Genomic DNA, 24,939 nt, shown 5'->3' on the forward strand with positions numbered 1-24,939 from the left:
CATGTTGCCGCTAAAATCACCAGTCATACTCTACGCCTTTTTCTGCGTCAGCGTTTTGGTATTGATGTGCTTACTTTTGAACAGCATCCTCTGGCTTCATTCACATAAGGCGTATAAATATATAAGACAACGGTTGTTTGATGAGAATGGGTGAAAGGGTGTATAGGTTTTGCAGTATTTACACCCCTACGGGGAAGTCAAAATTCACAAGTCAGAGAATTTTTGACTTGTTCTGCCCCTTCGCCCTCGCCCAAACTCTTGATTTCTCGTCTCATACCATTTCACGAAAAATCTGATACAGATGTAAACCCTGAAAGGTTTACTGTATCTAAGTTTTTTAATTGCGTTAGCGAAGCGGTAGCGAGCCTGCGAGCGTCATTGCGACTTGCGAATTGTGAATTGGTATCAGTACGTAAATTAAATACAACCAATATTCTTGAGCATTGCTAAATGCTGTATTGGCAAATATCATTTTTCTTGTCCGGCTTGCAGAGAGAAATAATAGCTAAGAATTGTGGCTGGTTCGCCTAAACTGACCCATTCCTCGCCTAAGATTTCCGGCGGAATTTGCAACTGAGTATTGGTTTGGCCTCTTAAATCTAGCTTTCTGAGTTTAGTTAGTTGCTGTATTTCTGAAGGCAAATTGATCAATTCATTATTTTCAAGATTCAGAATTTCTAGTTTTGTGAGTTGTCCAAATTCTGGTGGCAGACTGCTGAGTTGATTTTCTCGGAGGTCGATAGATCGCAGGTTGACCAATTGTCCTATTTCCGATGGTAAACTACTCAGTTGATTACCACCAAGAAAGAGCGATCGCAGGTTAACCAGTTTTCCTATTTCCGATGGCAAACTACTCAGTTGATTATCACCAAGAAAGAGCGATCGCAGGTTAACCAGTTTTCCTATTTCCGGTGGCAGACTACTTAGTTGATTATCACCAAGAGAGAGCGATCGCAGTTTGACCAGTTGTATTATCTCCGATGGTAGACTACTCAGTGGATTACCACCAAGAGAGAGCGATCGCAATTTGACCAGTTGTTCAAATTTCGATGGCAGACTACTTAGTTGATTCTCACAGAGGTTGAGGGATTGTAGATTGACCAATTGTCCAAATTTCGGTGGTAGGCTACTCAGTTGATTCTCACAGAGGTCGAGGGATTTTAGGTTGATTAGTTGTCCAAATTCTGGCGGTAAGCTACTCAGTTTACTCCCGAAGAGGTTGAGGGATTGTAGATTGACCAATTGTCCAAATTCTGGTGGCAGACTACTCAGTTGATTATCACAGAGGTCGAGGGATTGTAGGTTGATTAGTTGTCCAAATTCCGGTGGCAGGCTACTCAGTCGAGCATCAGCGAGGTTTAGGGATTGCAGGTTGACTAATTGTCCAAATTCCGGTGGCAAACTGCTCAGGCGATTACTCAAGAGGTTGAGGGATTGCAGGTTGACCAATTCTCCTATTTCCGGTGGTAGATTCCTCAGCCGAGCATGAGCTAGGTTGAGAGATTGCAGATTGATCAGTTGTCCTATTTCCGGTGGCAGATTCCTCAGTCGAGCATGAGTGAGTTCGAGGGATTGCAGATTGATCAGTTGTCCGATTTCTGGTGGCAGATTTCTCAGTCGAGTATGAGCGAGGTCGAGCGATCGCAGATTGATCAGTTTTCCGATTTCCGGCGGCAAACTACGAATGTGATTACCAACGAGGTTGAGGGATTGCAGGTTGACCAATTCTCCTATTTCCGTTGGAAAACTACTAAGTTGATTAAAACTGAGGTTGAGCGATCGCAGATTGATCAGTTTTCCGATTTCCGGCGGCAAACTACGAATGTGATTACCAACGAGGTTGAGGGATTGCAGGTTGACCAATTCTCCTATTTCCGTTGGAAAACTACTAAGTTGATTAAAACTGAGGTTGAGCGATCGCAGATTGATCAGTTTTCCGATTTCCGGCGGCAAACTACGAATGTGATTACCAACGAGGTTGAGGGATTGCAGGTTGACCAATTCTCCTATTTCCGTTGGAAAACTACTAAGTTGATTAAAACTGAGGTCGAGAGATTGCAGGTTGACAAGTTGTCCTATTTCCGGTGGCAGTTTTGTTAAATCACTGTGGGAAAGGTCTAATTCTGTCGCGTTTTCCTTTGCGGCTTGTGCAATAATTTGCAGCAGTTCTTCGTTAGTCATTTTGGGGTTGCCATACAGGTCTGACGACGATTGGCTGCTTAGACAAGCAGCCGAGAAATTGAGTTAATTAATAATTTAACTAACGTGAATGATATATAGGAATCCGATTTGATTTCTGAATCTAGTTGTGTAGGTAGGGAGTAGGGAATGGGGAGTAGGGAGTAGGAAAGACGGCTGATTTGGGTGTACTGATTTTTTTCATAAATCAAATATGAGTCCTATACGCAGGACAGAAGCACAAAGCCAAGTTTAAGTTCTGAAATCAAGATGAGTGGGACTTTTGCATGGTTTTTGGTAAACATCTGCCCCCAAAATCTCTGTGTAATGTCTATCCTGGAATAGTAGGGGAATCACCTTAGCGTAAATTGCCAGCAGGTGTTTGATGCTGCAAATAGAACAGATAATACACCACCGTTATCAAATCCAACGGCAAATCGGTAATAATGGCATTCGCCAAACTTGGCTGGCCAAAGATTTACAAGCTGCTGATGGAGGAGAATCATTAGTTGTGGTCAAACTTTTGGCTTTCGGCGGAACTGTACAGTGGGATGATTTGAAGTTGTTTGAGCGAGAAGCACAAATTCTCAAACAGTTAAAACATCCGCGCATTCCGCAATACATTGATTATTTTTGTGTTGATGACCGGACATTATGGTTTGGCTTAGTCCAAGAATATATTCCTGGGGAGTCACTCAAAGAAAAACTAGCAATTGGTAAACGCTGTACAGAAAAGCACGCCCGGAAAATTGCGACTGAGGTTTTAAAAATTCTGGTATATCTGCATGAGTTGAATCCTGGTGTGTTGCATCGGGATATCAAGCCCAGTAATTTAATTTGGGGTGAAGATAATCAGATATATTTGGTAGATTTTGGTGCAGTCCAAGATAAAGCTGCTAAAGAAGGCGTGACTTTTACGGTGGTTGGGACTTATGGTTATGCGCCGATGGAACAATTTGGTGGTAGGGCTGTTCCTGCATCTGATTTGTATGCTTTGGGCGCATCGTTAATTCATTTATTAACGGGTATTCCCCCTGGTGATTTACCGCAACAAGATTTGCGGTTGCAATTTGCTGATAGAGTTAACGTGAGTTCTAGTTTTATGCGCTGGTTACAAAAGATGACTGAACCTGCGCCGGAACAACGCTTTAGTAATGCCCGCCAAGCAATTGAGGCTTTAAAATCTAATCTGGCTGTCAAACCTGTAAGCAATAAGATAGTTAATAATTCTGGGTGTGGGATTAATTCTACAGAACCAGTACCAGAGGAGATTTTGGGATGGAATTGGGGGGCTTTTTTATTACCTTGGTTATGGTTATGGACTAATCAGGTATGGTGTGGCTTATTTTGTTTTGTACCGCAGATTGGTTGGTTTATGGCGATCGCAATGGGGGCGAAAGGCAATGAATGGGCTTGGAGAAGTAGACAATGGCGCAGTATTGAACATTTTAAAGAACATCAACGTGGTTGGGCGATCGCGGGAATCCTCGTCGGCGCACCCATAAGTTTAATTTTGTGGATTACGGCATTTCTCGCGTTGAAGTCAATATTTTAAGGCTGTCTGAGTTGTTGTAGAGAGGTTATAGATTCCCGACTTTTTGAAAAAGTCGGGAATCTGAACACCCGCACAGATCAAGCTTTCAGCTAGTACAATACGGCGTAAATAAACAGACCATAAGAAATTACTAAAAGGCTTCTGGTATCGTTATTATTTCTTTTTACTTTTGCCTTTTTGTACTAGTCCTATTTAGTATAAATTTCAGGAAATGTGGCTTGAAGTTTAGCCAATTTTGGTAAGTCATGGGCTACGACATAGCGACTATCTGGATTACGGGTTATATAGTTTTGATGGTATTCTTCTGCTTGATAAAAACCTTTTAGTGGACTAATTTCGGTGACAATATTTTGATCAAATATTTTCTGCTGGTTAAGTTTATCAATATATTGTTGTGCTTCTTGCTTTTGTTCATTGTTAGCAAAAAATATCACTGAACGATATTGTCTACCAGAATCCGGCCCTTGACGATTTAATTGTGTCGGGTCATGGGCTACTAAAAAGTAAACTTTTAATAATTGTTCGTAAGAAATTTTGGAGGGATCATAAGTAATTTTCACTGATTCTGCGTGATTGGTAAATCCAGAACTAACAAGTGAGTAGTCTGCGGTTATTGCATCGCCGCCAGAAAAGCCAGAAACCACATCAGACACACCATTGAGATGCTCAAATACTGCTTCCATTCCCCAAAAGCAGCCACCACCAAAAACGGCTACTTGCTTTGTTTGAGGTGTAGTGGTGGAAATATCACTGGCGGGAGTGGGAAATAGTACACGCGATGCACCATACAAGAGGATGAAACTCAAAGTGATGATGGACAAGTTGCGTACTAGGTTGCGAGAAAGTGTCAAGTTGCTATTTGACATGATTGTATGAACTCCTTTTATGATTGATTTAGTTTTTTGCTCATGAGATAGCGATCGCTATCTTTAAATCCCACTCGATGATAAAAATTTTGGGCAGATGTATTTTCTTTTTCAACTTCTAAATGTAACGCTTGAATATTCAGGGAAATACACACCTCCTCTAAAAACTTAATTGTTTGCTTGCCAATGCCTTGACCTTGATAAGCTGGATTAATATATATTTCATCAATAAAAGCATCTCGTCCTCCGTATTCCAAACTATAACCAAATGAGAGAATGACATAACCAATTGCTTGATTTTGGTGTTGAATTAACCAGATGCGGCCTATAGACTCTTCATTCAGCAGTTGATTCAACGCATGACGCACAATAACTGCATTAAAGGAGAGATAACCATCGAGTTGATAAAATTCTTGGATTAAAACTAAAAGTGTTTCAATATCATTATTTGCTCCTGGTTTAAAGTTAATTTTCATATAGCAATCAAATTTGATTTCTGAACTTATTCGTGAAGGTAGGGAATGAGATTTTCTGGTTTTCCTCCTTTTACTTCTAATGCAGGTAATTTCAAAATAAAACTACTACCATTCCCAAGTTCCGAGCGGAGTTCAATTGTACCGCCAATGCACTCTACAAGGCGTTTGACGATACATAAACCCATACCAGTCCCGCCTGTAGCACGGGTGCGAGAAGAATCTAGGCGATAAAATGGTTCAAAAATGCGGGACTGTTCTAATAAAGGAATACCACAACCTTTGTCGCTGACTTGAATCATTGCTACATCTTCCGTTTGGGTGAGATGTAAAATAATTGGCTCACCAGTAGCGGAATATTTCACCGCATTGGTAATCAAATTGTTTAATATCTGCATTAGCTGTTGACGCTCTGCTTTGACTTGGACAGGAAAAGGAGCGATTTCTAACTGAATTTCCCGATGATGAAACTTTTCTGTCATTTCGGCGACAGCTACAACTACATCATTAAGTAAGAGTGGTTCAGTTTCGCGGGGACAGGGAATGGCGCTGTTATCCGCCCGTGCTAAGTCCAGTAAGTCTTGGAGGATATGATTCATTCTTTCTGCATCAGAAACAGCCATTTCGAGCGTTTCTTTTTGGGAAGCGGCTAAATTATGGCTACGTTGGAGACTTCTTTGCAGATATCCATAAACCACACTCAAAGGTGTGCGTAACTCGTGGGCTAAATCACTGAATAACTGGCGTTGTTGTTCTTTGGCTTCAGAAAGTTTGGTTAAAAATTCTATCCATGTCTGGGCTAATTCTTGAATTTCACTTGGTGTTTGATTTAAGCCTAACTGCTGGGGAGTCAGTTCAGTTGTGCAGGTTTCTGCCCATTGGTTAATCTGTTGTAATGGTAAGAGCGATCGCTTAATAAATAAAGTAGTCAAAACTGTGGTGATAGTCAGGGAAATAATACTCATCATTCCCAAACTTTGAATCACAGTTAACAGTTGATAATTATCAACCATCAAACATTGTTTAATTTCCCATCCAACCCAGAGTGTAAAACTACTTAGTCCCAGAATCACAATTAAGATAATGCCAACAGTCAACCGAAAATGCAGTGAGGCCGTGTCAATTCTAGCGACAAAAAATTCAGCTAATTTTCTTTTAAAACTTTCCCCAAAATTTATTGGCATATCTTGATATATGAACAAAATAGATAAGGTAGACTAGGCAGATAAGGGAAATAAGGTAGATTTACATCTTGCACTTTCCATAGTTCAAATTTAATCGATGTTTCTTTGAGAAAGATGAGTTTTTCCTGAATAGAGTTAAAGCTTTTGCTGAAAGCTTATTCAGAACGATTTGGCATTATTCTATTATCAATACATAAATTATTGGATTTCTCCCGTTCTTAAGTAGGGATTAAATTTCTAAAACACCCTCTATTAACGGGTGTTTAAAAATCTGTATAGAGCCAACAAAAGTTAGTGTATGTATGGTATGCAATCCTTGTTTTGCAAGCATTGTGAGCTTTAGCGATTATTTTTTGTGCGGAAATTAAAGCGGACTCTTTATAAAATTTAATTTCTTATTCAGCCTTTTTTCATATTAATAAACTAATGTATTAATGTAGATGGATTGCACAACACCAAGATATTATTTCACCCCAAAGTGAGGTTTGATTATGAAAGCTTTAATATTTGGTAGTTTGTCTGCTTTAATAGTCACTACAGCCTCTACGGCTATAGCTACCCCAACTAAATCTCAACAGCTAGATTCTGCATCATCGTCTCAAGTTGCGTATACAGTTAATGTTCCGAGTATTACCAACTCTGGAGTTAGAAATGATACACATTTCATTAAAGTTGCAGTACTGGGAATGTCTGTACAAGACTTAATGATTTCTCTACCCAACCAAATGGAACGTTTTACTAATGTTCGGGTGGTAGATGATTCGGGTAAAGAAATTGCAGCAAAAACAGAAATCACCAAAGAGCGTTTGTCAATTATTTTTGATCAACCAATAGTTTCTGGTACATCTGTAGAAGTGCAGTTGACAGGTGTACAAACAAAAATTTTAGATGGGAGAATATTACTCTATGGAGTCACAGCTAAACGAACTGGTTTAGAAGGAGAGATTCCTGTAGGTACAGCGAGAATTGACCTACCTTACAAAAATGCCAATTAATATTTAAAACCAGAATCTTCGCACTTTTAAGGCGGGGAGTATGTCAATTAGTGATATCGTGTCTTTTAGAATGCAGAGGTGCAGGAAAAATTAGTGCGATCGCTACATCTTGCACCAACTGTTTTATGATTTGTGGATAGCCCAATTATCAGGAATCCTTTCTAAAAGTCCAGAACCAAAAACTTGATTCATATTTAAGTAATCAAGATGGACATAACCAATGTGACAATGACAAGTCTGGTTGGTACAAGGTTGATCAGATAAAGCTGTTTCCCAATCAGAATTGTAAATATTACCAATTGGTGATTTAATAAAATGACAACGGCGGATTGTCCCGTCGCCATCAACAGAAATTACGGATTTTCCAGCCCGACAAGAATGACCAAAGCTAGGATAATGTTTGGTATTTAATTCATATAATGGGTCGATAGATTGGAAAAACTCTCTGTCTGCTGGTGATAAATTGGGGATTTCAGCTTTGACAGCATTAATCCACAGATAAATTTGATTTGGTAATTCTTGACGTAAAGCGGCTATTTCTGATTTAAACTTGGGGAAGCCCACAACTCCGACGCTAAATTTAACATTTTGGTGGTTTAATTGAAGACATTTGGATAAAAAGCGATCGCGTGATACCCATTCTGAGTGAAAAGTAGCCCAAAGTGCCAATTTATCTAGATTACATTCCTCTACCCAATCTATTTGACAGGAGAGATTAGTTTGGATTGCAGCTTTATTAACGTTGGGTAAATGGGTTAATTTTACCAAGGCTTGCTGATACCAAGAATGGATTAAGCCTTCTCCCCAAGGTGTGAATAGAATTGAAAATTGATGTTGGGGATGTTGGGAAATCCAATTGACAAACTTTTCTAAAGATTGTTTATCAATTGCTAATTCTGCGGCTGTTTGTTGGCGTTTAGCAAAGGGGCAATATTCACAGCCGTAGTTGCAACTGATTAAAGAGCCGCGATAAAGAATAGTGAGGTGCATATTAGTTGAAAGATGAAAATACCCATTTTGAATTTTTAAATTATTCGGCTACTGTGCAGTAGCGATCGCCTTCATATTCATAAAATCGACTACCTTCTGCAATAACACGAACATCCATTTGCCAAAGCAATTCAAGCATTTCATCAGTTACATAAGTTTCTGATATATTGAGCATATCTAATTGATTGATTACAGGAGAATTGAGTAAGATTTCTGCTCCTTCATCGTTTAAATTTCCGAGAGAAATGTCTAACACTTGAATTTTTTGTAAGACTGGTGTTTGAACTATTTCATGAACTATCTCGTTAGTATATTCACTATTGCGTAGCCCTAAATATATAAGATTAGGGAATAAATCCTCATAAAGAAGAGGAATTAAATCTTCGACAGAACAAGTGCATCCATAGTTAAGGCTACCCAACCATATTTCCAGATGTTCTAATACTGGTAATTGAAGAGAGTACAATTGTAATAGAGATTCTTGCCGTAGTCCTCCTGTTTCTATAATCAAAGCTTTTAATTTCTCATGTCGTATTGGATTGAACATCCTATGAGTATTACCACCACGAATCTTTAATATTTCTAAATTAGGGTAAGCTTCTAATACTGGACTGATATAGTTATGGCTCATTTGAGAAATCATCCACTCATTATCTGTAACATCGCCTATGAATACAGCCTTGAGATTAGTTAATTTATCCTGAGATTTCACAAGAAAATTCACAATATTTTGTGATGAATCACTTTCAAAAACATCTGAATGCCACATTCCAAAAACTAAAGCTTCTACCTTGCAAACCTGTGGATCTTCTAAAAGTAATGCAAGCTTATCTGCAATAAAATCGTCTCCATCTCGATCAGTTCGGAAAGCGTATGCAGTTCCTACAGGGTCAGTTATACCAACCTGTGGACTATACTCCTCTACTTTACGATTTGCAAATTTTTTAGAGTGCCATCTTATGATAGTCGATCCTATACGTTTCTCTAGCTCCCAGCGTTCTTTTAAAAACCAAGGTTTATAACTTTGCAAAGCTGCTATAGCTTGAGGTTCATTTCTTTCACTTAGTAAAACACAAGCATATCTTCGTAGCCTTCCTGATTTATCTTGTAAAGCTTGAATTATCAAATCTAGACCTGATTCACCATATTGAAGCGCATCACCAAGTGCTTCTTCTCTGTCTTCTATAAATTGACTTGATAAACGTCTCTTAATCCCTTCGATACCACCTAATACAGCATCATAAATAGGTGGTGTTTTTCCTCCAATTACAGCATCAAATTCTCTCGGTTCATTTTGATTGTTTGTCATATTTTATCCCCGGTCAATTATGTAATTTTCTGTAGAAAAGTAATTCATCGCTTCTCTAAAAATCTGGTTTCAACTCTACTATTTCAAATCATAACCTTGCATTAATTCTTGAACTTTCTCAGAAAATAACCACGCGCCGATAGTATCAGAACGTTCAATGCCAAATTCAGTTAACTGCAAACTATCTTCATCTTTTATCGCCAAATTTAAAGTCAGCAATTCTGAAAGTTGTGGAAAATCAGCGTCTACTTCACTAGCAAATCGCTGGCGATAACTAACCAAATTTAATCCTTCATCGCAAAGTAAAGATAATAAAATATATCGCCGACGTTGTTCTTCTGCATCTAGTTGAAAGCCATAGTGCGCGTATTCAAATAACTCATCGGGTGTTTGAATATATGCTTGTAAAATCTCGCTGATTCCCTTTGCTCCCACTGCATATTCGTTGGAGTAGTGCAAAGTATTGGTGTAGGAACGTGCGCCACAACCTAAACCAACCATACCGTCGGCTTGACAGCAGTAGACGGGGGAGGGGGAGGGGAAAGTGTGGGGAGTGTGGGGAGTGTGGGGGGTGTGGGGAGAGGGGGGAGTGTGGGGAGTGTGGGGAGAGGGGGGAGAAAAATTGCTACCTTGTCCACCTTGTCGAAACATCCGCATAGATACTTGAGTATACCCTTCAGACAACAGGAGCGATCGCCCTTCGCGGTAACAAGCTAAACGAATATCGTCCCATTCTTTATCCGTGCGTCCCAAACCTGTTAACGGCCGTACATACAAAGGATATAGATAAATTTCCTCTGGTTGAAAGCGCAAGGCAGTATGTATTGATTGCAACCAAGTATCGACAGTTTGACCGGGTAAACCGTAAATCAAGTCAATATTCAAAGTGGGAAATCCGGCTTGTTTTATCCTTGTCAATGCTGCTTCTACTTGAGTATTAGATTGACGACGCTGGGTTGCTAAGACTTCCGACTCTATGAAACTTTGGACACCAATACTAACACGGTCAACAAAGTGCGATCGCAACAACTTTAACTTTTCTTCAGTTGCGGTTTCTGGTGAAACTTCCACAGAAATGGGAATTTCCTGTAACTTTGCACCCATCGTATTTTCAGCAATATCAAGAACAGTTGCGAGATGCTGAATGGGTAACTGAGTCGGAGTTCCCCCACCAATAGCGAACCTTGCAAATGACGCATCACCCAACACCGCTTTCATCCGTTGCGCCTGTCGCTGTAATGTGCGGACATATTGACTGATAAAATCTTCATTGTGGCTGACTGTGGTAAACAAATTGCAGAAACCACAACGCATTTCACAAAACGGTATATGTATATAGAGAAATAACGCTTGTCTATCTTGCTGCGTCCAAAGTTCGGGGAGATATATCGGCGGAGTTAAAGGACGATAAGCTGTTTTGTGGGGATAAGAATAAACGTATGCTTGATAGGGAGACTGGGCAATTTTGGATTTTAGATTTTGGATTTTAGATTGAGGATTTTGAGTTTTAATCATAAATTTTTAAGGTTTTCATAAAATAAACTCTGTATATGGAACAGTCCAAACAACGGGATGGCTGAGTCGATGTCCAGTGTAACCATCTTCACCATAAGTCGTCCCGTGGTCGGAACAGAGAATGCAAAATGTAGAATGTCTTTGGCGTATAATATTCCAGAGTTTAGCTAATTGACTATCTACATATTCCAAAGCTGCGGCGTGAGATTCAATAGTGTCGATTTTATCCTTGGCATTGGGAAGGTAAAAATAATTTGGCTGATGCAAAGCTGAAATATTTATAAATAAAAATAGGCGTTGATTATTTGGCGTTTTTTCTAAAATCTCTCGCGCCAGATTTACCTGATTTTCTGTAGATTTGGGGTGAGTAACACCTAACTCTGGACTCCAGTAACTTTCAGCAAACATCGAAGGAATTACATTACCTAAAGGATTGCGTTTGTTAAAAAAACCTACACCACCAATGCAAACTGTATGATATCCCTTAGCAGCTAATCCGCTAACAATATTTGAACCATCTAACACACAAGTTTTATCAGTTGTAGTGGTACTTCCTTCAAATCCTAATGCAAAAATTCGGGGGTGAATTCCTGGTGTTATGGGTGTGGGTAAAAAGCCAGCGAAAAAAGCATGATGCGCCGCGTAAGTGAAATTTCCTGGTGAATGACGTTCTTCCCAACCTGTGTTTATAACTTTTTCTAAATTAGGCGTGCGTCCTTGTATGAGTAAATTTTTAGCTACATCGTAACGCAGTGTGTCTAGGGTGATAAACAGGATATCGTGAGTTCCCACGATTAGATTCATATTAAACATAGCTATGAAAAATTATGCTCGATAAATTTTAAAGTTACCTGTATTGTATTTATGGAGAATCGCTTTGACTTTATCCTCGTCAAATTCCCAAGATATATAACCATTAGAGTCGGTTTCAGTATATATTGCATCTTTAAAACATTCTGCAATCGCATACATTAGGGTTGTCAAACTTGAGAAAAATGCTGATTTTTTAGAATAATTTCTTTGATCAATAAAAATTTCACTATTGTCATCGAAATGAATTATAGGATTTGTTTCGTCACCTAAGAGTACAGCAAAATAATCACCTCCTAATTGATGAATTAATAAAAAAATACGAAATAAGTTAGATGGGGAACCACGTTTTTTTAACTTATGAAAATCATTTACTGCTTCTACCAAGGGTCTAAATATTAGTTGAATACCATTCCATTTACCCCAACCAAATACTATATAATTACATAGACCATTTCGCCATTGATATAGCTCATATAGTTCTTCTGGTAACTTAAAAGGTAAATCTTTAGTTATTTCATCAATCTCTTTACAGGTTAAGCCTGGTTGTAAACATGAAGCCATTTCTGGATCTTTTTCTTCTAAGGCTTTTAATATCCTGTCTAAAGACTCTGTTAAGACTGAACTTTTAAAGCTACTTTTTACCCCGCCAATTCCGCCTAACACCACATCATTAACAGGAGGTGGTGCGTTTCCACCAAGTAATGCGTCAAATTCTCTTGGTTGATTTGAATTATTATTCATTTTCGTTAATATTAATTAATAAACCTACATGAGGATGTGTTATTAACAAAATTCCGGGACGATCAACAATTAAAGTGCGTTAGCCTGCGGCATAATACAGCCTACATTTACTTTTCCAAAATCGCCTTAATTTCACTCGTATAAGTATCCATCCCATTCCACAAAATCCCCGGTAATAAATCGCCGAAGGCATTAATCTCTAAAATCGCGTGAGTTTTCCAATCTGGTAAAATTAGTAAATCAACACCACAATATAAACTATCAGGAAATAACGCTGCTGCTTGTTCACAAGTTCGCTTCATCATCTCCCAATTTTCTGCACCAACTTTTGCTAAAAATTCCTCAGTATCTCCCCGTTCATTCCCCAAATGCAAATTTGTCATGGGACTTTTACCAAGACGAACAACTATATGTTGTGCTTCACCGTTGATAACCACCACACGCACATCAAAACCGCATCCTTGTAAATGTGCTTTGGGTAACCATTCTTCAACTTGTACGCCTTCTGCTGTCAAAATGTTGATGATATCGGCGATTTCTTCGCGGCGAGTATAGTGGCTAATTTTTCGGGAGTTGTAAAGTAGAGTTTCCCCATTTTCTCGAACTCTTTCGACGGTGGTAATAGCTGATTCAAAACGGGAATTTACACGATAAGCAATGACTCCAGACGCGGCGGAACCGTGGGAAAGTTTGACAAATACTCGTTCTATTCCTTGGGTTTGCATTTGTTCGCGCAAGTGTTCGTAATTGTGAATTTTACCTAGAGAACGAGGAACGGGGATATTGTGAAGGCTGAATCTTTCGTGACAAGCTAGTTTGTCAAACATCACTGCGATGTCTTGGGGATGGTTCATGAAGTACCCCACCCCCAACCCCTCCCCCGAAGTTTGCTCAACGGGGGGAACCCCCGCACGCAACTTCTCTCCGCAAGCGAGGAGGGGAGTAAAGAGTGTTTCCCATTTTTGCAGGAGATATCGCCAGCCTAAATACCACTGTCGCGGGTAGAGGATGCGTCCTTTGTCGAATTCTAATTTCATAGCTTCGCCGGGACTGATGCGTTGATGTTGTCCGTTATCCGATACGTTGAAACCTGCGGCGATGATGGCTTTATCAATATCAAAGTTTTTTTCAGGAGAATCGAAGCGGATAATGGTGTTGGGTGTGTTGAATTGTGCGAGGGTTTGTTTACCGGAAATTAAGTCTGCGTAATCTATTACGGTAGCTGGTGGTAATTTGAAATAAGTTAGTGCTTGTTGGAGGAAACCGACACGGCGATTTTCAGGGTTGGCGATGAGGATAAAGTTTAGCATTTTCTGATTATTTTTTATTCGTATAACGCCGAATAACGAGAAGGTATATGTCCGTAACTTCTTTTTTCTTGAGAATGAGTAATTAATAAACAATCAATCAGGGATGATTCTTTTATCTCCTGAATAAACTCTTCTGATACGTAGTTGTGAGCAATATTGAGAGTATGTAAATTAATAATCGCCTCGGATTCACTCAAAGCGTTCAAACCTTTGTCTGTCAAATTTCCCATTGATAAATCTAGTACATCAAGGGTTGCGAGAAGGGGAGATTCAGCCATGAAAGAAGATTGTGCGATCGCATCAGCTATTGCATCAGCATAATCGCTATGCAAACCTAAATATTGTAAATTTGGAAATGACTCACTAAAAAGAATTGGTCTGAGACTATCAATCGTATCATCACAACTATTTTCAGAAGTTCTACCCATCCATAATTCAAAATACTCTAAGGCTGGTAAATCGAGAGAACAAAGACGATAAATTGCTACATCACTGAGATTTGCTGTTTCAACAATTAAAGTTTTTAAACTTTGATGTTGTAGTTTTTCACATTCTAGTTCATTGCAGCAAGCACGAATATGTAGTACCTCTAGGTTAGGATAATCTTGCAATATTAAACTTATATCTCCTACACCTATATATGATTTTTTGTATTGATTGTCTCGACTATCACCAATAAATAAAGCTTTCAGATTAGTTAAATGCTGACGTGCTTCATAAAGGGTATCAACATAACTATAAAAATCAGGGCTAACTTCGTAATAACAATCGTACCCAGATAAATGACAAATTAAAGCTTCAACTTGATTAACCTGGGGGTCTTGCAATAATAACTTTAGTTGTTCGATATTTACTATGTAGGCTGTCTCCGATGGATTAGCGATTCCAGTATTAGGATTAAATTTTTCTGCTTTCCAATCCTCCAAAGTTGTAAAAAATAACCCAGGCTGACATCCTAAAACTGCTTGCTTTCCTTTACCTTCTATTTCTCGCAATAGTTCAACTGCAATTTTATGAATTTTGGGGGAGGAATCTTGCAATGCTTCAATTATTAAATCTAAACCCGCATTTCCATAATTCAGTGCATCAGTCAGTGCTGCAACCTGCACTTCAAAAACTCCACTTTCTAGGCGGCTTTTGACTCCTGCAATCCCTCCTAATACTGCACGATTATCAGGTGCATCGCCCCCAATTACTGCATCAAATTCTCGCGGTTGTTTTGGATGATTATTCATATTGACTAGTGTTAATTTGTAGTAATTAAAAATCAATTCAGATTCCTATATTACTCATGCAAAGCAGAGTATCTTGATGCACCACATCCTCTGTCTACCTCAATTTCCTGTTCATCTGCAATTACCTGACAGTTAAGTTGTAACAATCGTTGAACCATACCTTCTGATAAGCAGTTATTAGAAATATTTAGGGTATGAAGCTGATTGATTGCTGGACAGTTTAATAAAGCTTGTGCGCTGCTTAAATTACCCATTGATAAATCAAGTACTAAGAGGCGTTCAATAATTGGTGACTGCACTATTTCCTCTGCAAGCAAGTCAGAAAATTCACTGCTACGCAGTCCCAAATAAGCCAAGTTAGGGAATTTTGTACCACTTAAAATTGGTGCTAATACATCCATGACAAATGTTGAGTGAGGTAGCTGTCTACCAAACCATAATTCTAGGTATTCTAAATTTGGTAATTCTAAAGCACAAATTTGAGCAAAATTGTCAGAATTAATATCTGCTGTTTCTATAATCAGTGTTTTGAGATTTTCATGCTTGCAAGATTCGCATTCTAAGAGGTACTGATAAAATTGACCTCTTACTTTGAGTAGTTGCAGGTTAGGAAATGCTTCTAAAATTGGGCGAATATCAAAAACTGCGAGTTTAGATTTGCGATATTCATGTTGTTCTGTATCTCCGATAAATAATGCTTGCAGATTTGGCAGTTGTTCACAAGCATCACAGATGGCTTCTAAGACAATTCCAAATGAGGTATTTTCATTAGAGTAACTATATCTTATGTGACAAATCAAGGCTTGAAGTTGACTAATTTGCGTATCTTGTAATAGCCTATTGAAATGTTCTAAATTTAGACTTCGATTGCGATTTTCTGTTTGAAACTGAATTGCATACGCATAATTTTTAGGCTCGGTAATACCAATTTGAGGATTAAATTCTTGATATTTCCAGTTTTCTAGTTGAATAAAAAATTGATTAGAAGTATCTGACATTAAAACCTCCATATCTTGACTTTATGATCTACACCACCGCTTACCAATGTTTGCCCATCGGAACTAAATGCTAATGAACGAATCGCGCCTGTATGTGCTGGAAATGAAAATATTTTCTTACCTGAATTTATATCCCAAACTTTAATATTTTGGTCGCCAGTAGTTAAAAAAGTTCGGCTGTTGGGACTAAATACGATAGAACGCACCCAGTCAGCATGACCATAAAAAGAAAATAATTGTTTTCCGGTTTGCATATCCCAAATTTTGATTCTTTGGTCACTACCACTAACCAAATAACGCCCATTGGGACTAATTGCTAGGGAACGAATTGACTGAGAATGTCCTTGAATTTTCCAAACTTCACGTCTAGAATTTATGTCCCAAATTCTAATGTTTTTATCTTCACCTCCACTGATTAACAATTTGCCATCAGGAGATATACAAAGAGCATAAATTGAGCGAGAATGCCCTTCTAAAGTAGCAATTTCCTCACCCCAATTCCACTGCCACATTTTAATACATCCATTGCCATCTGCACTAAAAAAGCTTTCTCCGTTAGGATGTATTGCTAAAGCATAAATTACATTGGAATGTTTGCTTAATTTACCTAGATATTTACCCTTACTTATATCCCAAAGCATGATAGCTTTATCTGCACCAGCACTAACCATCTTTTGTCCATCAGGACTGATAACTATCCAATTAATATCTCCAGCGTGATGATGATTGAAGCGCAAATCAAATTTTTCTTCTCCTGTTTCTAAATTCCAGACTTTTGGGGAATTGATACTTTGATGACGGTTATCACCTGCACCACATACCAAGGTTTTACTATCTGGGCTAATAGCTAAAGAATGAACTTGTGGATAATATGCTTGTAATGTCAAATCGCAGTGAAAAAACTCATAAATATTAAATTCTTGCAGTGCTTTTTTGACGGATGGTTCAGCACGCGATGTCTGCGACTGGCTACGCCTACGCAAAATATTATAAGCTGATAATTTCACCTGTCCCGACTTATTTTTTAAGGCTTGAATCACTATCTCTAAACCTACATCGCCATAATTCAACGCCTCAGAAAGCGCAGAAATTTGCGCCTCAACTACCCCACTTTGCAACCGATTCTGCACCCCCTCAAGTCCTCCTAAAACTACGCCACTAACAGGAGGCGGTAATTCTCCACCAAGCACTGCATCAAATTCTCTGGGTTGATTTGGATTGTTATTCATCTTGGGTTTTACTGATTTTTAAAATATCTGCGACGCATCAAACCTATGTATGACTTCTGTATTTTTGTACTATTTTGAGGTATAGTTTATTCCCAGACTGAGTAATAGCGATCGCTAAACTGATAAAGAGAACTTTACCTCTAAACTTCTGATATTTAAAAGTGGACATAATGCACCCTTAATACATTACTCAGCAACAGAACAATAGCGGCTGTGAATATAGCTATCATCCTCTTCTTCTTTCTGATCAGTTGCTATGACACGCACATCCAAACCTGATAATTTCTCAATCATTTCCTCAGATAAAAAGTTTTCTGACACATTGAGAATATCTAGATAATTAATCGCTTCACAATTCAGTAACTCTTCCGCACCTGCATCACTCAAAGTTCCCAGTGAAAGGTCAAGGATGCTGATAGAGTTAAGAATTGGGGAACTCACAATAGCACTAGCTATTTCATCGCTAAATTGACTGTTACGTAACCCTAAATAAGTTAATTTAGGAAACTTATCTGCAAAAATAATTGGGTGTGTATCTTCAACCCAACAGTCTCCACCGTAATCTTCACAGCCAAACCATAATTCTAAATGTTCTAATGCTGGCAGATTCATATTACAAATCTGTGCGACGGTATCCCTACTTAATCCCCCAGTTTCTACAATTAATGCTTTGAGATTATTGTTTTTAATTGGTGGGCTAAATTGTAATCCTTCACCGCCACGAACTTGTAAAATTTCGAGTTGAGGATAAGCCCGTAAAACAGGGCTGATATCACTTTGTTGAATCCAAGAAATCTCGAATTCATCAGAAACAATATCACCAATAAAAACAGCTTTGAGATTTGTTAAATATTCTCTTGCATTAACTAAAGCTGCTATAACGTTACTCAAATCTACATTTTCAGATGCTTCTGCCCATAAACCCAAAACTAAAGCTTCTAATTTGTGGACGTTATGTTGTTGTTGAAGTTTACTTATTTTACTAGGTAAGTTATTATCATATTCATAATGCTCGCATCTAAGGGCATAGGCTTTTTTTGTAGGTTCAGAAATACTTACATCTGCATCAAGTTCTACAACTTGCCGATTAGCAAATTGAGTAGCGTTATTTCCTTTATACCCTTGATACCCATCAAATCTTTCTTCTAAGTTCCAAGGTTTATATGTTTGCAAAGCTTGTTTAACTTGCGATTCTGTTCTTGGCTTTAATAGTCGATAAGCAAAACGTTCTACTAATCTTGATTCATCTTGTAAACTTTGAATTAAAACATCCAACCCAGCGTCACCATATTTCAAGGCTTCGCTAAGTGCTGCCATTCGCACATTAACCACAGGGTTTGATAAACAACGCTTAATTCCCTCAATTCCTCCCAGCACAACCCCATCTATAGGCGGTGGTGATTGTCCTCCTAATACAGCATCATAATCCTGGGGTTGATTTTGATTGTTAGTCATCTTGCTTCACCTGTTGAGTTTTATTAGGGTTTGTATACAAAGTTTGTCTATTTATTGGGACTGGGTGTAAGGGTGTAGGGGTTTAAGGGTGTAGGTATTCAATCTCCATCGCCTTGTTCTGCCTATACATTTATATGCTGGACATACTGTTCTTGAGAATTGTGCAATCTTATTTAAAGTAGTACATTTGTTTTAGTATAATTGATTTGTGCTTGTGCTGGTTAACAATTGCCGTTTACTGGCAAAAGTGATACAACGAAGTAGCTGCGTAGTGCTGCAAAACCTAGAAAATATCAATATTTTAGTTATGGCAGAGTATCAAAAAATTGAGTATCGCATTGGTAAAGACGGCAAAATTACTGAGACTGTGATTAATGGATCTGGTGTAAGTTGTACCAATGCAACATCGGGAATTGAGGGTGCTTTAGGAGAAGTGGAAAGCCAAGAACTGCTTCCTGAATATTACGAAGGAGAAGAAAACGTTACAGGAACAGAACAACAGTCTCTCAAGCAAAAATAGGAGGGGCAGAAATGATTGCAGATATCTTATCAGATATCCAAGATATCGGAATGTTTTCTGTAGAAAGCTTGGTTGTGATGGCGATCGCAACTTTTTCCCCACTGTTGATAATTCTAATGATCAATGGTGCGAAAATCTTGCGACTCAACAAACAATCTCAAATTCAACTCCTAGAAGCAGAAATCCTTACCTGGCAAGAAAAATACTCAGACTTAGCCCAAAAACTAGCCCAAATTACTGCTGAAAAAGAAGCACTACACCAAGAAGGCTTGCGACTGCATCAAGAATTGCAACAGCAGCAACTTCAACTCACCGAAGAATTGCGCGTTACCACCTTTGAACAATTGCAGACATTACTAACCAACTATCCCAGCATTCATCAAATGGTGAGTGTGAAACCTGAATTACCTGCAAAAAATCTGCTTTCCATGTTTACCCCTCTAGATAACCTCCTTGGTAAATGGGGTTACGAACTCATTGGTAAACCTTGGGAACAAGTACCTTATAATTCCCAACTTCATCAACCAGACAAAGCTGATATTACTGAAGGTGAATTAGTTTACATCCGATTTGTCGGCTATCAGCATCAAGGGAGAATTCTTTGCCCTGCTAAGGTGAGTCGGACTTTGCCGGGGGGGAGGTGAAGGAAGGGGGGTGAGGGGGTGAGGGAGACAAGGGAGACAAGGGAGAGGAGGGGGATAAGTCTGTAACAATGACCAATGACAAATGACTAATAACTAATGACTACAGTAATAATTGACTTTGGTACGAGTAATACTGTTGTTTGTACCACGGATTTGATTACCCAAAGGCCGCGGACTTTGCGATTTGAGGGGATGTCGCGGCGGTTTGAGGTGGGGACGGAACAGGTAAGTGTTGTACCAAGTTTGGTGTTTGTTGAGGGACAAAATAGCATTTTGTTTGGTGAAGCGGTACGCGCTAAACGCTTGGGGTTTGTCCAGCCGGAACGCTGTTTTCGGGCTTTTAAACGGGATTTAGCGGCGGATTTTGTCCCACCTCCGCGACTGTTGGATGGTAGTAGTTATAGTGCAGAGATTATTTCAGAATTGTTTTTGAAGGAGATTTGGCAGCAAGTTGAACAGCAGTTGCAGCCAAGTCACGTTATTTTTACCGTTCCTGTAGGTGCGTTTGAAAGGTATCTTGATTGGTTTCGGGACTTGGGCGATAAACTCAATATGCCCACAGTGCAAATTGTGGATGAATCAACAGCCGCCGCCCTTGGTTATGCCGTCAAGCGTCCTGGTAGTGTGGTTTTGGTGGTGGACTTTGGTGGCGGAACTCTGGATTTAAGTTTAGTGCGGACTGTGAGTGTAGCAGCCGAACAGCAAGCAATACGCGCTGAAGTTATCGCCAAGTCTGATGCTTTTATTGGCGGTGTCGATATTGATATTTGGATTGTCGAACATTATTTACACAAAATCGGTTCTTCCCGTGAGGAAGTCGGGGAAATCGGTTTTATGAATTTATTGGAAGTAGCAGAGAAGGTAAAAATTCAACTTTCTACAACAGATTTAGCTAAGGAAGCTTGGTTTGATGATGAAAATTTCATGTCCCATGAATTGCAGTTACATCGGGACGAGTTAGGCGAAATTTTAGAAAATCAACAATTATTAGAACAGTTAAGACAAGCTATTGATGAAGTATTAGCGATCGCACTTACTAAAGGTATCAGTAAATCATCTATAGAACAAGTGTTACTTGTCGGCGGTACTTGTCAAATCCCCGCCATTCAACAATTAGTAATTTCTTATTTTGGTAGACAAAAAGTCAAGTTAGATAAACCCTTTGAAGCTGTCGCACATGGCGCATTAGCATTAAGCAAAATGGTAGCAGTTGATGATTACCTCCGCCACAGTTACGCGATTCGCCTTTGGGAACCCCACAGTAAAACTTATTCTTATTTGACTTTAATTGAAAAAGGAGCAAAATATCCAGGGGCGCGTTCTGAAGCTTTAACATTGCAAGTAGCCACCGAAGGACAGCGAGAAATTCGCCTTGACATCGGTGAAGTTGCCGAAGTTTCCCAAGCGGAAGTTGCTTATGATGAACAAGGCAGAATGACGAGTATTCACTTAATCAAACAAGATAGCTATCGTTCCCTAGAAACCCATCATCAACAAGTATGTGTCGCTTATCTTGAACCACCAGGACAAACCGGAATCGACAGAATCCAAGCACAATTTGAAGTCAACGAACAACGGGTTTTAGTAGTAACAGTTAAGGATTTATTGACGGGAAAAATGTTAGTAAATAGAGGTGCGATCGCTAAACTCAAATAATCCCCTCTCTGCGCCCTCTGCGTCTCGGCGGTTCGTTTCAAAAATAATCTTAATAGCGAGTTGGAAAAAAATGAGGGATGCGATCGCCTAACCTTAGTAATGGGGAATACTAAGTAGTAGGCTCAATACTAAAAACTTGATGAAAGAAAATTATAATCGCCCCAGAGTGTATGATGCTGTGCTTGGCGGTCAAGAAAATGCCCCTCCTGGTGCTGTAGTCTTAGGGGGACTAGAAGGTGTTAAAAGACGGTTGGCAAATTCGGTAGTTGAACAAAAAATTGCCGCACTAGAAGAAGCCCTCAAGTATGGCGAAGCAGGTTTAGAACTGGTAATCTGGGCGTTAGAAGATAGATTGTGGAAAGTCCGCTATGCAGCTTATTCCCTACTTGCTTCTCGACCAGAACCTATAGTGCAAGAAATACTACAAGAATATAGCCATAAAATTGACAGATATGATGCTTTTGTGGCGATGGCGCGTGCTGGCGGCGTGTCTGATATCGATACACTAATGGATAATTTAGAACACGATCGCAATAGCGCCACTTGCAAGTTAATTGACTTTACACTTGGCTTAGTTGATACTCATGAGGGTAAAGACAGAATCGGACATTACCTGTTCAACGGTACACAGATACAACGTAACTATGCAGCACTGTACTTTAAACGACGAGGTATCACAGATATTTTACGAGAAGCAGTAAGCCGGGGCTGTATTGATAGAGTGCAAGCCTTCTCTAAATAACAACCGCAATGTCAGAAAATTTCAATCAACCGCGAGAATATGATGCAGTTCTGGGTGGAAAAATACCACCGCCAAAAGATGGAGTAGTTTTAGGTGGTATTGCAGGTGTGAAACGGCGTTTGACTAGTGCTGTATCTGTAGAAGAGCAAGTTCTGGCTGTTGCGGAAGCGTTAAAATATGGTGAAGCGGGAATCAGGCTGGTGTTTGAAATTATCAATCCTGAATCTGAAAAACTGCAATTAACAATATCATCACTGCTGGGACAACAAGCATTAGCAAAATTACAATCCTCTTTAGACACCGAACCTCCCTTAATCTCTGCGGTTGGCATAAATTACAGCAATTTACAAAAATTACTGACTGCGGGAAAATGGCGAGATGCAGATCAAGAAACTGCCGCTATGATGCTGCAAATTTGCGATCGCACACAACAAGGATGTTTAGATCCAACAGACATTGAAAAATTTCCCTGTGCAGATTTAAACATCATTGAAACTCTCTGGCAAAAATCTAGTAATGGCCGCTTTGGCTTTGCAGTCCAAACTTATATTTGGCAAAAAGTTGGCGGTACAGCTAACCCTGACTGGGAAGCTTGGTGTCGTTTTGGTAAAGGTGTCGGATGGTTTTCTCAAGGTAGTTGGCGTTATTGGAACGATTTGCAATTTGATTTAAATGCTAGTGTCGGACATCTACCCCGTGGCGGTGCATTTATCGGTTGGGGTTTAGGTGACTTTTGGACAGGTTGCAGAACCTTATCTGCACTTGCAGAGAAATTAGCCAGATGTAACATCATCTGAAATTTGGGAACACTGGTATTAGTGTCAAGGAAACAATAATGCCAGAAAATCTCCAGCAACCGCGAGGATATGATGTTGTGCTGGGAGGACAAACACCACCTCCTGTAAATGGGTTAGTTCTCGGCGGAATTGAAGGTGTTAAATATCGCCTGTTAAGTAATAATCTGGAAGCAAAAATCGCTGCGATCGCACCAGCAATAGATTATGGTGATGTAGGTGTAGAATTAGTCATTCAAAGTTTGCAACATGAATCAGTAGAGTTAAAAGCAGTAGGATATAAGTTATTACATCAAAGAAACAAAGTTAGTGCTGAACAAATTATTGCCGAATTCAATTTATATCATTATCAATTTTTTGAATGCTTAACTACTTTTAGTGGACATACATCAGATGTATGTGGAATCGCATTTAGTCCCGATGGAGAAACTATTGCGAGTAGCAGCCACGATAAAACTATTAAATTATGGCATATTCAAACAAGCCAATTAATCTGCACATTAAGCGAAGGTTTATCAGCACCTTATGGACTGGCATTTAGTCCAGATGGCAAAACTTTGTATGCTAACGATTGGCATGAAATCAAAATTTGGAATTTAGAAAACCAGCAACAAATTCGCACACTCAAAGGTCATACTGACGCTACTTTATCACTTGTGGTTGCTCCTGATGGCACTTTAATTAGTGGTAGTCAAGATAAAAATATTCATGTTTGGCAACAGCCTCATTTGGGAAAATACTATAAATTAGGTAGTCATCCTTGTCACGTTTGGGGAATGAATATTGTTAAGGTTGCCCTGAGTGCTGATGGTCAAATTCTGATTAGTGGCAGTACTAATGATAGGACAATCAAAGTTTGGGACTGGAAACGCAAAAAACAACTCACAACCCTAGGATATGAAACATTTGGTTTAAATATTTCTATACCAGGAATCTCTTGTATTGCTATTAGTCCAGATGGCAAAATTGCTATTGGTGGAGGAGAAACTCAACTTGATGTTTGGGATATAGAAACAAGCAAGAAAATTTATACACTTACCATAGAAGCCGATAATGATATTCATTCATTATGTGTTAGCCAAGATGGTAAGACTTTGTTTGGTGGTTTAAAGAATGGTGTGATTAGAATTTGGAATTTACTAACAGGTGAAACCATTCACAATTTAGCAGGACATTTAGGGATTGTTTGGTCTATGGCTTTGAGTCCTGATGGCAAAACTCTTGTTAGCACCAGTCTTGATAAAACTATCAAGATTTGGGGAATATCAGGGTAAATTCAACACAAATTAATTATGTCCATCTTGCTACCACTACTCTAACTGTTCCATCTTCCATCACTTCATCTGCTTCAATCGTAAAGCCTTGCGCCTCAGCTGATGCCATCAAGGCGTGATATCCATAACGCTGCATCAAGGTATTTAACCAAGACTGATTATATTTTCTGCGATCGTACTCAGAAATAATTGCTTGAAACTGACCATTTTCTTGGCGCTTAAAGCCGATATCATTACTCAAAGAACCAATATATTGTTTGCGAATAATCACTTCCGCAGTTTCAGGACGCACATCACCTTGATAACCATATAACGGCTGTGCTACCTTGTGATGTTCAACATTTTTAAACCCGACATCTGCCAAGGCTTTAATTAATGCGGCTGAATTTTTAATTTGAGTTTTGATGCTAGTAAAGTGTGACATGTTTTTGTGATGAATATATAGCAGTTTTCAATACAGTCA

At 39.1% G+C, this 24,939-nt stretch carries 23 protein-coding genes and 1 pseudogene; 9 read left to right on the top strand and 15 right to left on the bottom strand.

Annotation, left to right across the window (positions count from 1 at the left end; all coding sequences use genetic code 11):
• Positions 1 to 108, top strand: a pseudogene (locus tag H6G74_RS31955) (IS982 family transposase); the annotation flags it as partial.
• A 360-nt stretch (positions 109 to 468) separates the two neighbouring features.
• Here H6G74_RS31955 and H6G74_RS26775 read toward each other — a convergent pair.
• The gene (locus tag H6G74_RS26775) at positions 469 to 2,181 is read right to left on the bottom strand and encodes a leucine-rich repeat domain-containing protein (RefSeq protein WP_190970534.1); all 1,713 of its coding nucleotides are present in this window, start codon (positions 2,179 to 2,181) and stop codon (positions 469 to 471) included.
• A gap of 382 nt (positions 2,182 to 2,563) precedes the next feature.
• Here H6G74_RS26775 and H6G74_RS26780 point away from each other — a divergent pair, with 382 nt between their 5' ends.
• A complete protein-coding gene (locus H6G74_RS26780) occupies positions 2,564 to 3,733 on the top strand; it encodes a serine/threonine protein kinase (RefSeq protein ID WP_190970535.1) in 1,170 nt (389 codons plus the stop codon).
• 188 nt (positions 3,734 to 3,921) lie between these two features.
• Here the strand turns inward: H6G74_RS26780 and msrA are convergent, their stop codons facing one another.
• The 3 genes from msrA to H6G74_RS26795 are packed head-to-tail and all read right to left on the bottom strand — an operon-like array spanning position 3,922 to position 6,256.
• The gene (gene msrA / locus H6G74_RS26785) at positions 3,922 to 4,599 is read right to left on the bottom strand and encodes a peptide-methionine (S)-S-oxide reductase MsrA (RefSeq protein ID WP_190970536.1); all 678 of its coding nucleotides are present in this window, start codon (positions 4,597 to 4,599) and stop codon (positions 3,922 to 3,924) included.
• A 17-nt stretch (positions 4,600 to 4,616) separates the two neighbouring features.
• A complete protein-coding gene (locus H6G74_RS26790) occupies positions 4,617 to 5,075 on the bottom strand; it encodes a GNAT family N-acetyltransferase (protein ID WP_190970537.1) in 459 nt (152 codons plus the stop codon).
• A 26-nt stretch (positions 5,076 to 5,101) separates the two neighbouring features.
• Positions 5,102 to 6,256, bottom strand: a complete 1,155-nt coding sequence (locus tag H6G74_RS26795; RefSeq protein WP_199341136.1) for a sensor histidine kinase — start codon at positions 6,254 to 6,256, stop codon at positions 5,102 to 5,104.
• Between the two features lie 491 nt (positions 6,257 to 6,747).
• Here H6G74_RS26795 and H6G74_RS26800 point away from each other — a divergent pair, with 491 nt between their 5' ends.
• Positions 6,748 to 7,251, top strand: coding sequence for a hypothetical protein (locus H6G74_RS26800; protein WP_190970538.1), 504 nt, complete (start codon positions 6,748 to 6,750; stop codon positions 7,249 to 7,251).
• A gap of 123 nt (positions 7,252 to 7,374) precedes the next feature.
• On the opposite strand, the gene H6G74_RS26805 is transcribed toward H6G74_RS26800, so the two are convergent.
• The 10 genes from H6G74_RS26805 to H6G74_RS26850 form a co-directional block, all read right to left on the bottom strand.
• The gene (locus H6G74_RS26805) at positions 7,375 to 8,241 is read right to left on the bottom strand and encodes an STM4011 family radical SAM protein (RefSeq protein ID WP_190970539.1); all 867 of its coding nucleotides are present in this window, start codon (positions 8,239 to 8,241) and stop codon (positions 7,375 to 7,377) included.
• Between the two features lie 40 nt (positions 8,242 to 8,281).
• Positions 8,282 to 9,550 carry a HEAT repeat domain-containing protein gene (locus H6G74_RS26810; RefSeq protein WP_190970540.1) on the bottom strand — a complete coding sequence of 423 codons (1,269 nt, stop codon included), beginning with the start codon at positions 9,548 to 9,550 and terminating at the stop codon, positions 8,282 to 8,284.
• A 78-nt stretch (positions 9,551 to 9,628) separates the two neighbouring features.
• On the bottom strand, positions 9,629 to 11,065 hold the full coding sequence (locus tag H6G74_RS26815) for an STM4012 family radical SAM protein (RefSeq protein ID WP_190970541.1): 1,437 nt from the start codon (positions 11,063 to 11,065) through the stop codon (positions 9,629 to 9,631).
• Positions 11,066 to 11,080: 15 nt separating this feature from the next.
• Positions 11,081 to 11,869, bottom strand: a complete 789-nt coding sequence (locus H6G74_RS26820) for an STM4013/SEN3800 family hydrolase (protein ID WP_242051360.1) — start codon at positions 11,867 to 11,869, stop codon at positions 11,081 to 11,083.
• Positions 11,870 to 11,890: 21 nt separating this feature from the next.
• A complete protein-coding gene (locus H6G74_RS26825) occupies positions 11,891 to 12,619 on the bottom strand; it encodes an SMI1/KNR4 family protein (RefSeq protein ID WP_190970543.1) in 729 nt (242 codons plus the stop codon).
• Positions 12,620 to 12,726: 107 nt separating this feature from the next.
• A complete protein-coding gene (locus tag H6G74_RS26830) occupies positions 12,727 to 13,929 on the bottom strand; it encodes an STM4014 family protein (protein WP_190970544.1) in 1,203 nt (400 codons plus the stop codon).
• A 14-nt stretch (positions 13,930 to 13,943) separates the two neighbouring features.
• The gene (locus tag H6G74_RS26835; RefSeq protein ID WP_190970545.1) at positions 13,944 to 15,164 is read right to left on the bottom strand and encodes a HEAT repeat domain-containing protein; all 1,221 of its coding nucleotides are present in this window, start codon (positions 15,162 to 15,164) and stop codon (positions 13,944 to 13,946) included.
• A 50-nt stretch (positions 15,165 to 15,214) separates the two neighbouring features.
• Positions 15,215 to 16,162: a HEAT repeat domain-containing protein gene (locus tag H6G74_RS26840; RefSeq protein ID WP_190970546.1), complete on the bottom strand. Its 948-nt coding sequence runs from the start codon at positions 16,160 to 16,162 to the stop codon at positions 15,215 to 15,217.
• Positions 16,162 to 17,391, bottom strand: a complete 1,230-nt coding sequence (locus H6G74_RS26845; RefSeq protein ID WP_190970547.1) for a WD40 repeat domain-containing protein — start codon at positions 17,389 to 17,391, stop codon at positions 16,162 to 16,164. The genes H6G74_RS26840 and H6G74_RS26845 overlap by 1 nt, the downstream gene beginning before the upstream one ends.
• A gap of 186 nt (positions 17,392 to 17,577) precedes the next feature.
• Positions 17,578 to 18,846: an STM4015 family protein gene (locus tag H6G74_RS26850; RefSeq protein ID WP_190970548.1), complete on the bottom strand. Its 1,269-nt coding sequence runs from the start codon at positions 18,844 to 18,846 to the stop codon at positions 17,578 to 17,580.
• Between the two features lie 214 nt (positions 18,847 to 19,060).
• On the opposite strand from H6G74_RS26850, the gene H6G74_RS26855 reads away from it, so the two are divergent.
• The 6 genes from H6G74_RS26855 (at position 19,061) to H6G74_RS26880 (ending at position 24,476) form a co-directional block, all read left to right on the top strand.
• Positions 19,061 to 19,366: a DUF2997 domain-containing protein gene (locus H6G74_RS26855; RefSeq protein ID WP_313888518.1), complete on the top strand. Its 306-nt coding sequence runs from the start codon at positions 19,061 to 19,063 to the stop codon at positions 19,364 to 19,366.
• A gap of 11 nt (positions 19,367 to 19,377) precedes the next feature.
• Positions 19,378 to 20,010 (top strand): hypothetical protein, encoded by a 633-nt coding sequence (locus H6G74_RS26860; protein WP_242051361.1) that lies wholly within the window; start codon positions 19,378 to 19,380, stop codon positions 20,008 to 20,010.
• A gap of 96 nt (positions 20,011 to 20,106) precedes the next feature.
• Positions 20,107 to 21,666 (top strand): Hsp70 family protein, encoded by a 1,560-nt coding sequence (locus H6G74_RS26865; protein ID WP_190970549.1) that lies wholly within the window; start codon positions 20,107 to 20,109, stop codon positions 21,664 to 21,666.
• Positions 21,667 to 21,805: 139 nt separating this feature from the next.
• Complete coding sequence (locus tag H6G74_RS26870; RefSeq protein ID WP_190970550.1) at positions 21,806 to 22,408, top strand: hypothetical protein; 603 nt, start codon at positions 21,806 to 21,808, stop codon at positions 22,406 to 22,408.
• Between the two features lie 8 nt (positions 22,409 to 22,416).
• A complete protein-coding gene (locus H6G74_RS26875) occupies positions 22,417 to 23,205 on the top strand; it encodes a GUN4 domain-containing protein (RefSeq protein ID WP_190970551.1) in 789 nt (262 codons plus the stop codon).
• 38 nt (positions 23,206 to 23,243) lie between these two features.
• Complete coding sequence (locus H6G74_RS26880; protein WP_190970552.1) at positions 23,244 to 24,476, top strand: WD40 repeat domain-containing protein; 1,233 nt, start codon at positions 23,244 to 23,246, stop codon at positions 24,474 to 24,476.
• Between the two features lie 16 nt (positions 24,477 to 24,492).
• On the opposite strand, the gene H6G74_RS26885 is transcribed toward H6G74_RS26880, so the two are convergent.
• Positions 24,493 to 24,900 (bottom strand): DUF1257 domain-containing protein, encoded by a 408-nt coding sequence (locus H6G74_RS26885; protein WP_190970553.1) that lies wholly within the window; start codon positions 24,898 to 24,900, stop codon positions 24,493 to 24,495.
• Positions 24,901 to 24,939: the final 39 nt, after the last annotated feature.

The sequence above is a fragment of the Nostoc spongiaeforme FACHB-130 genome, from assembly GCF_014698475.1.
Classification (GTDB): Bacteria; Cyanobacteriota; Cyanobacteriia; order Cyanobacteriales; family Nostocaceae; genus Nostoc_B; species Nostoc_B spongiaeforme.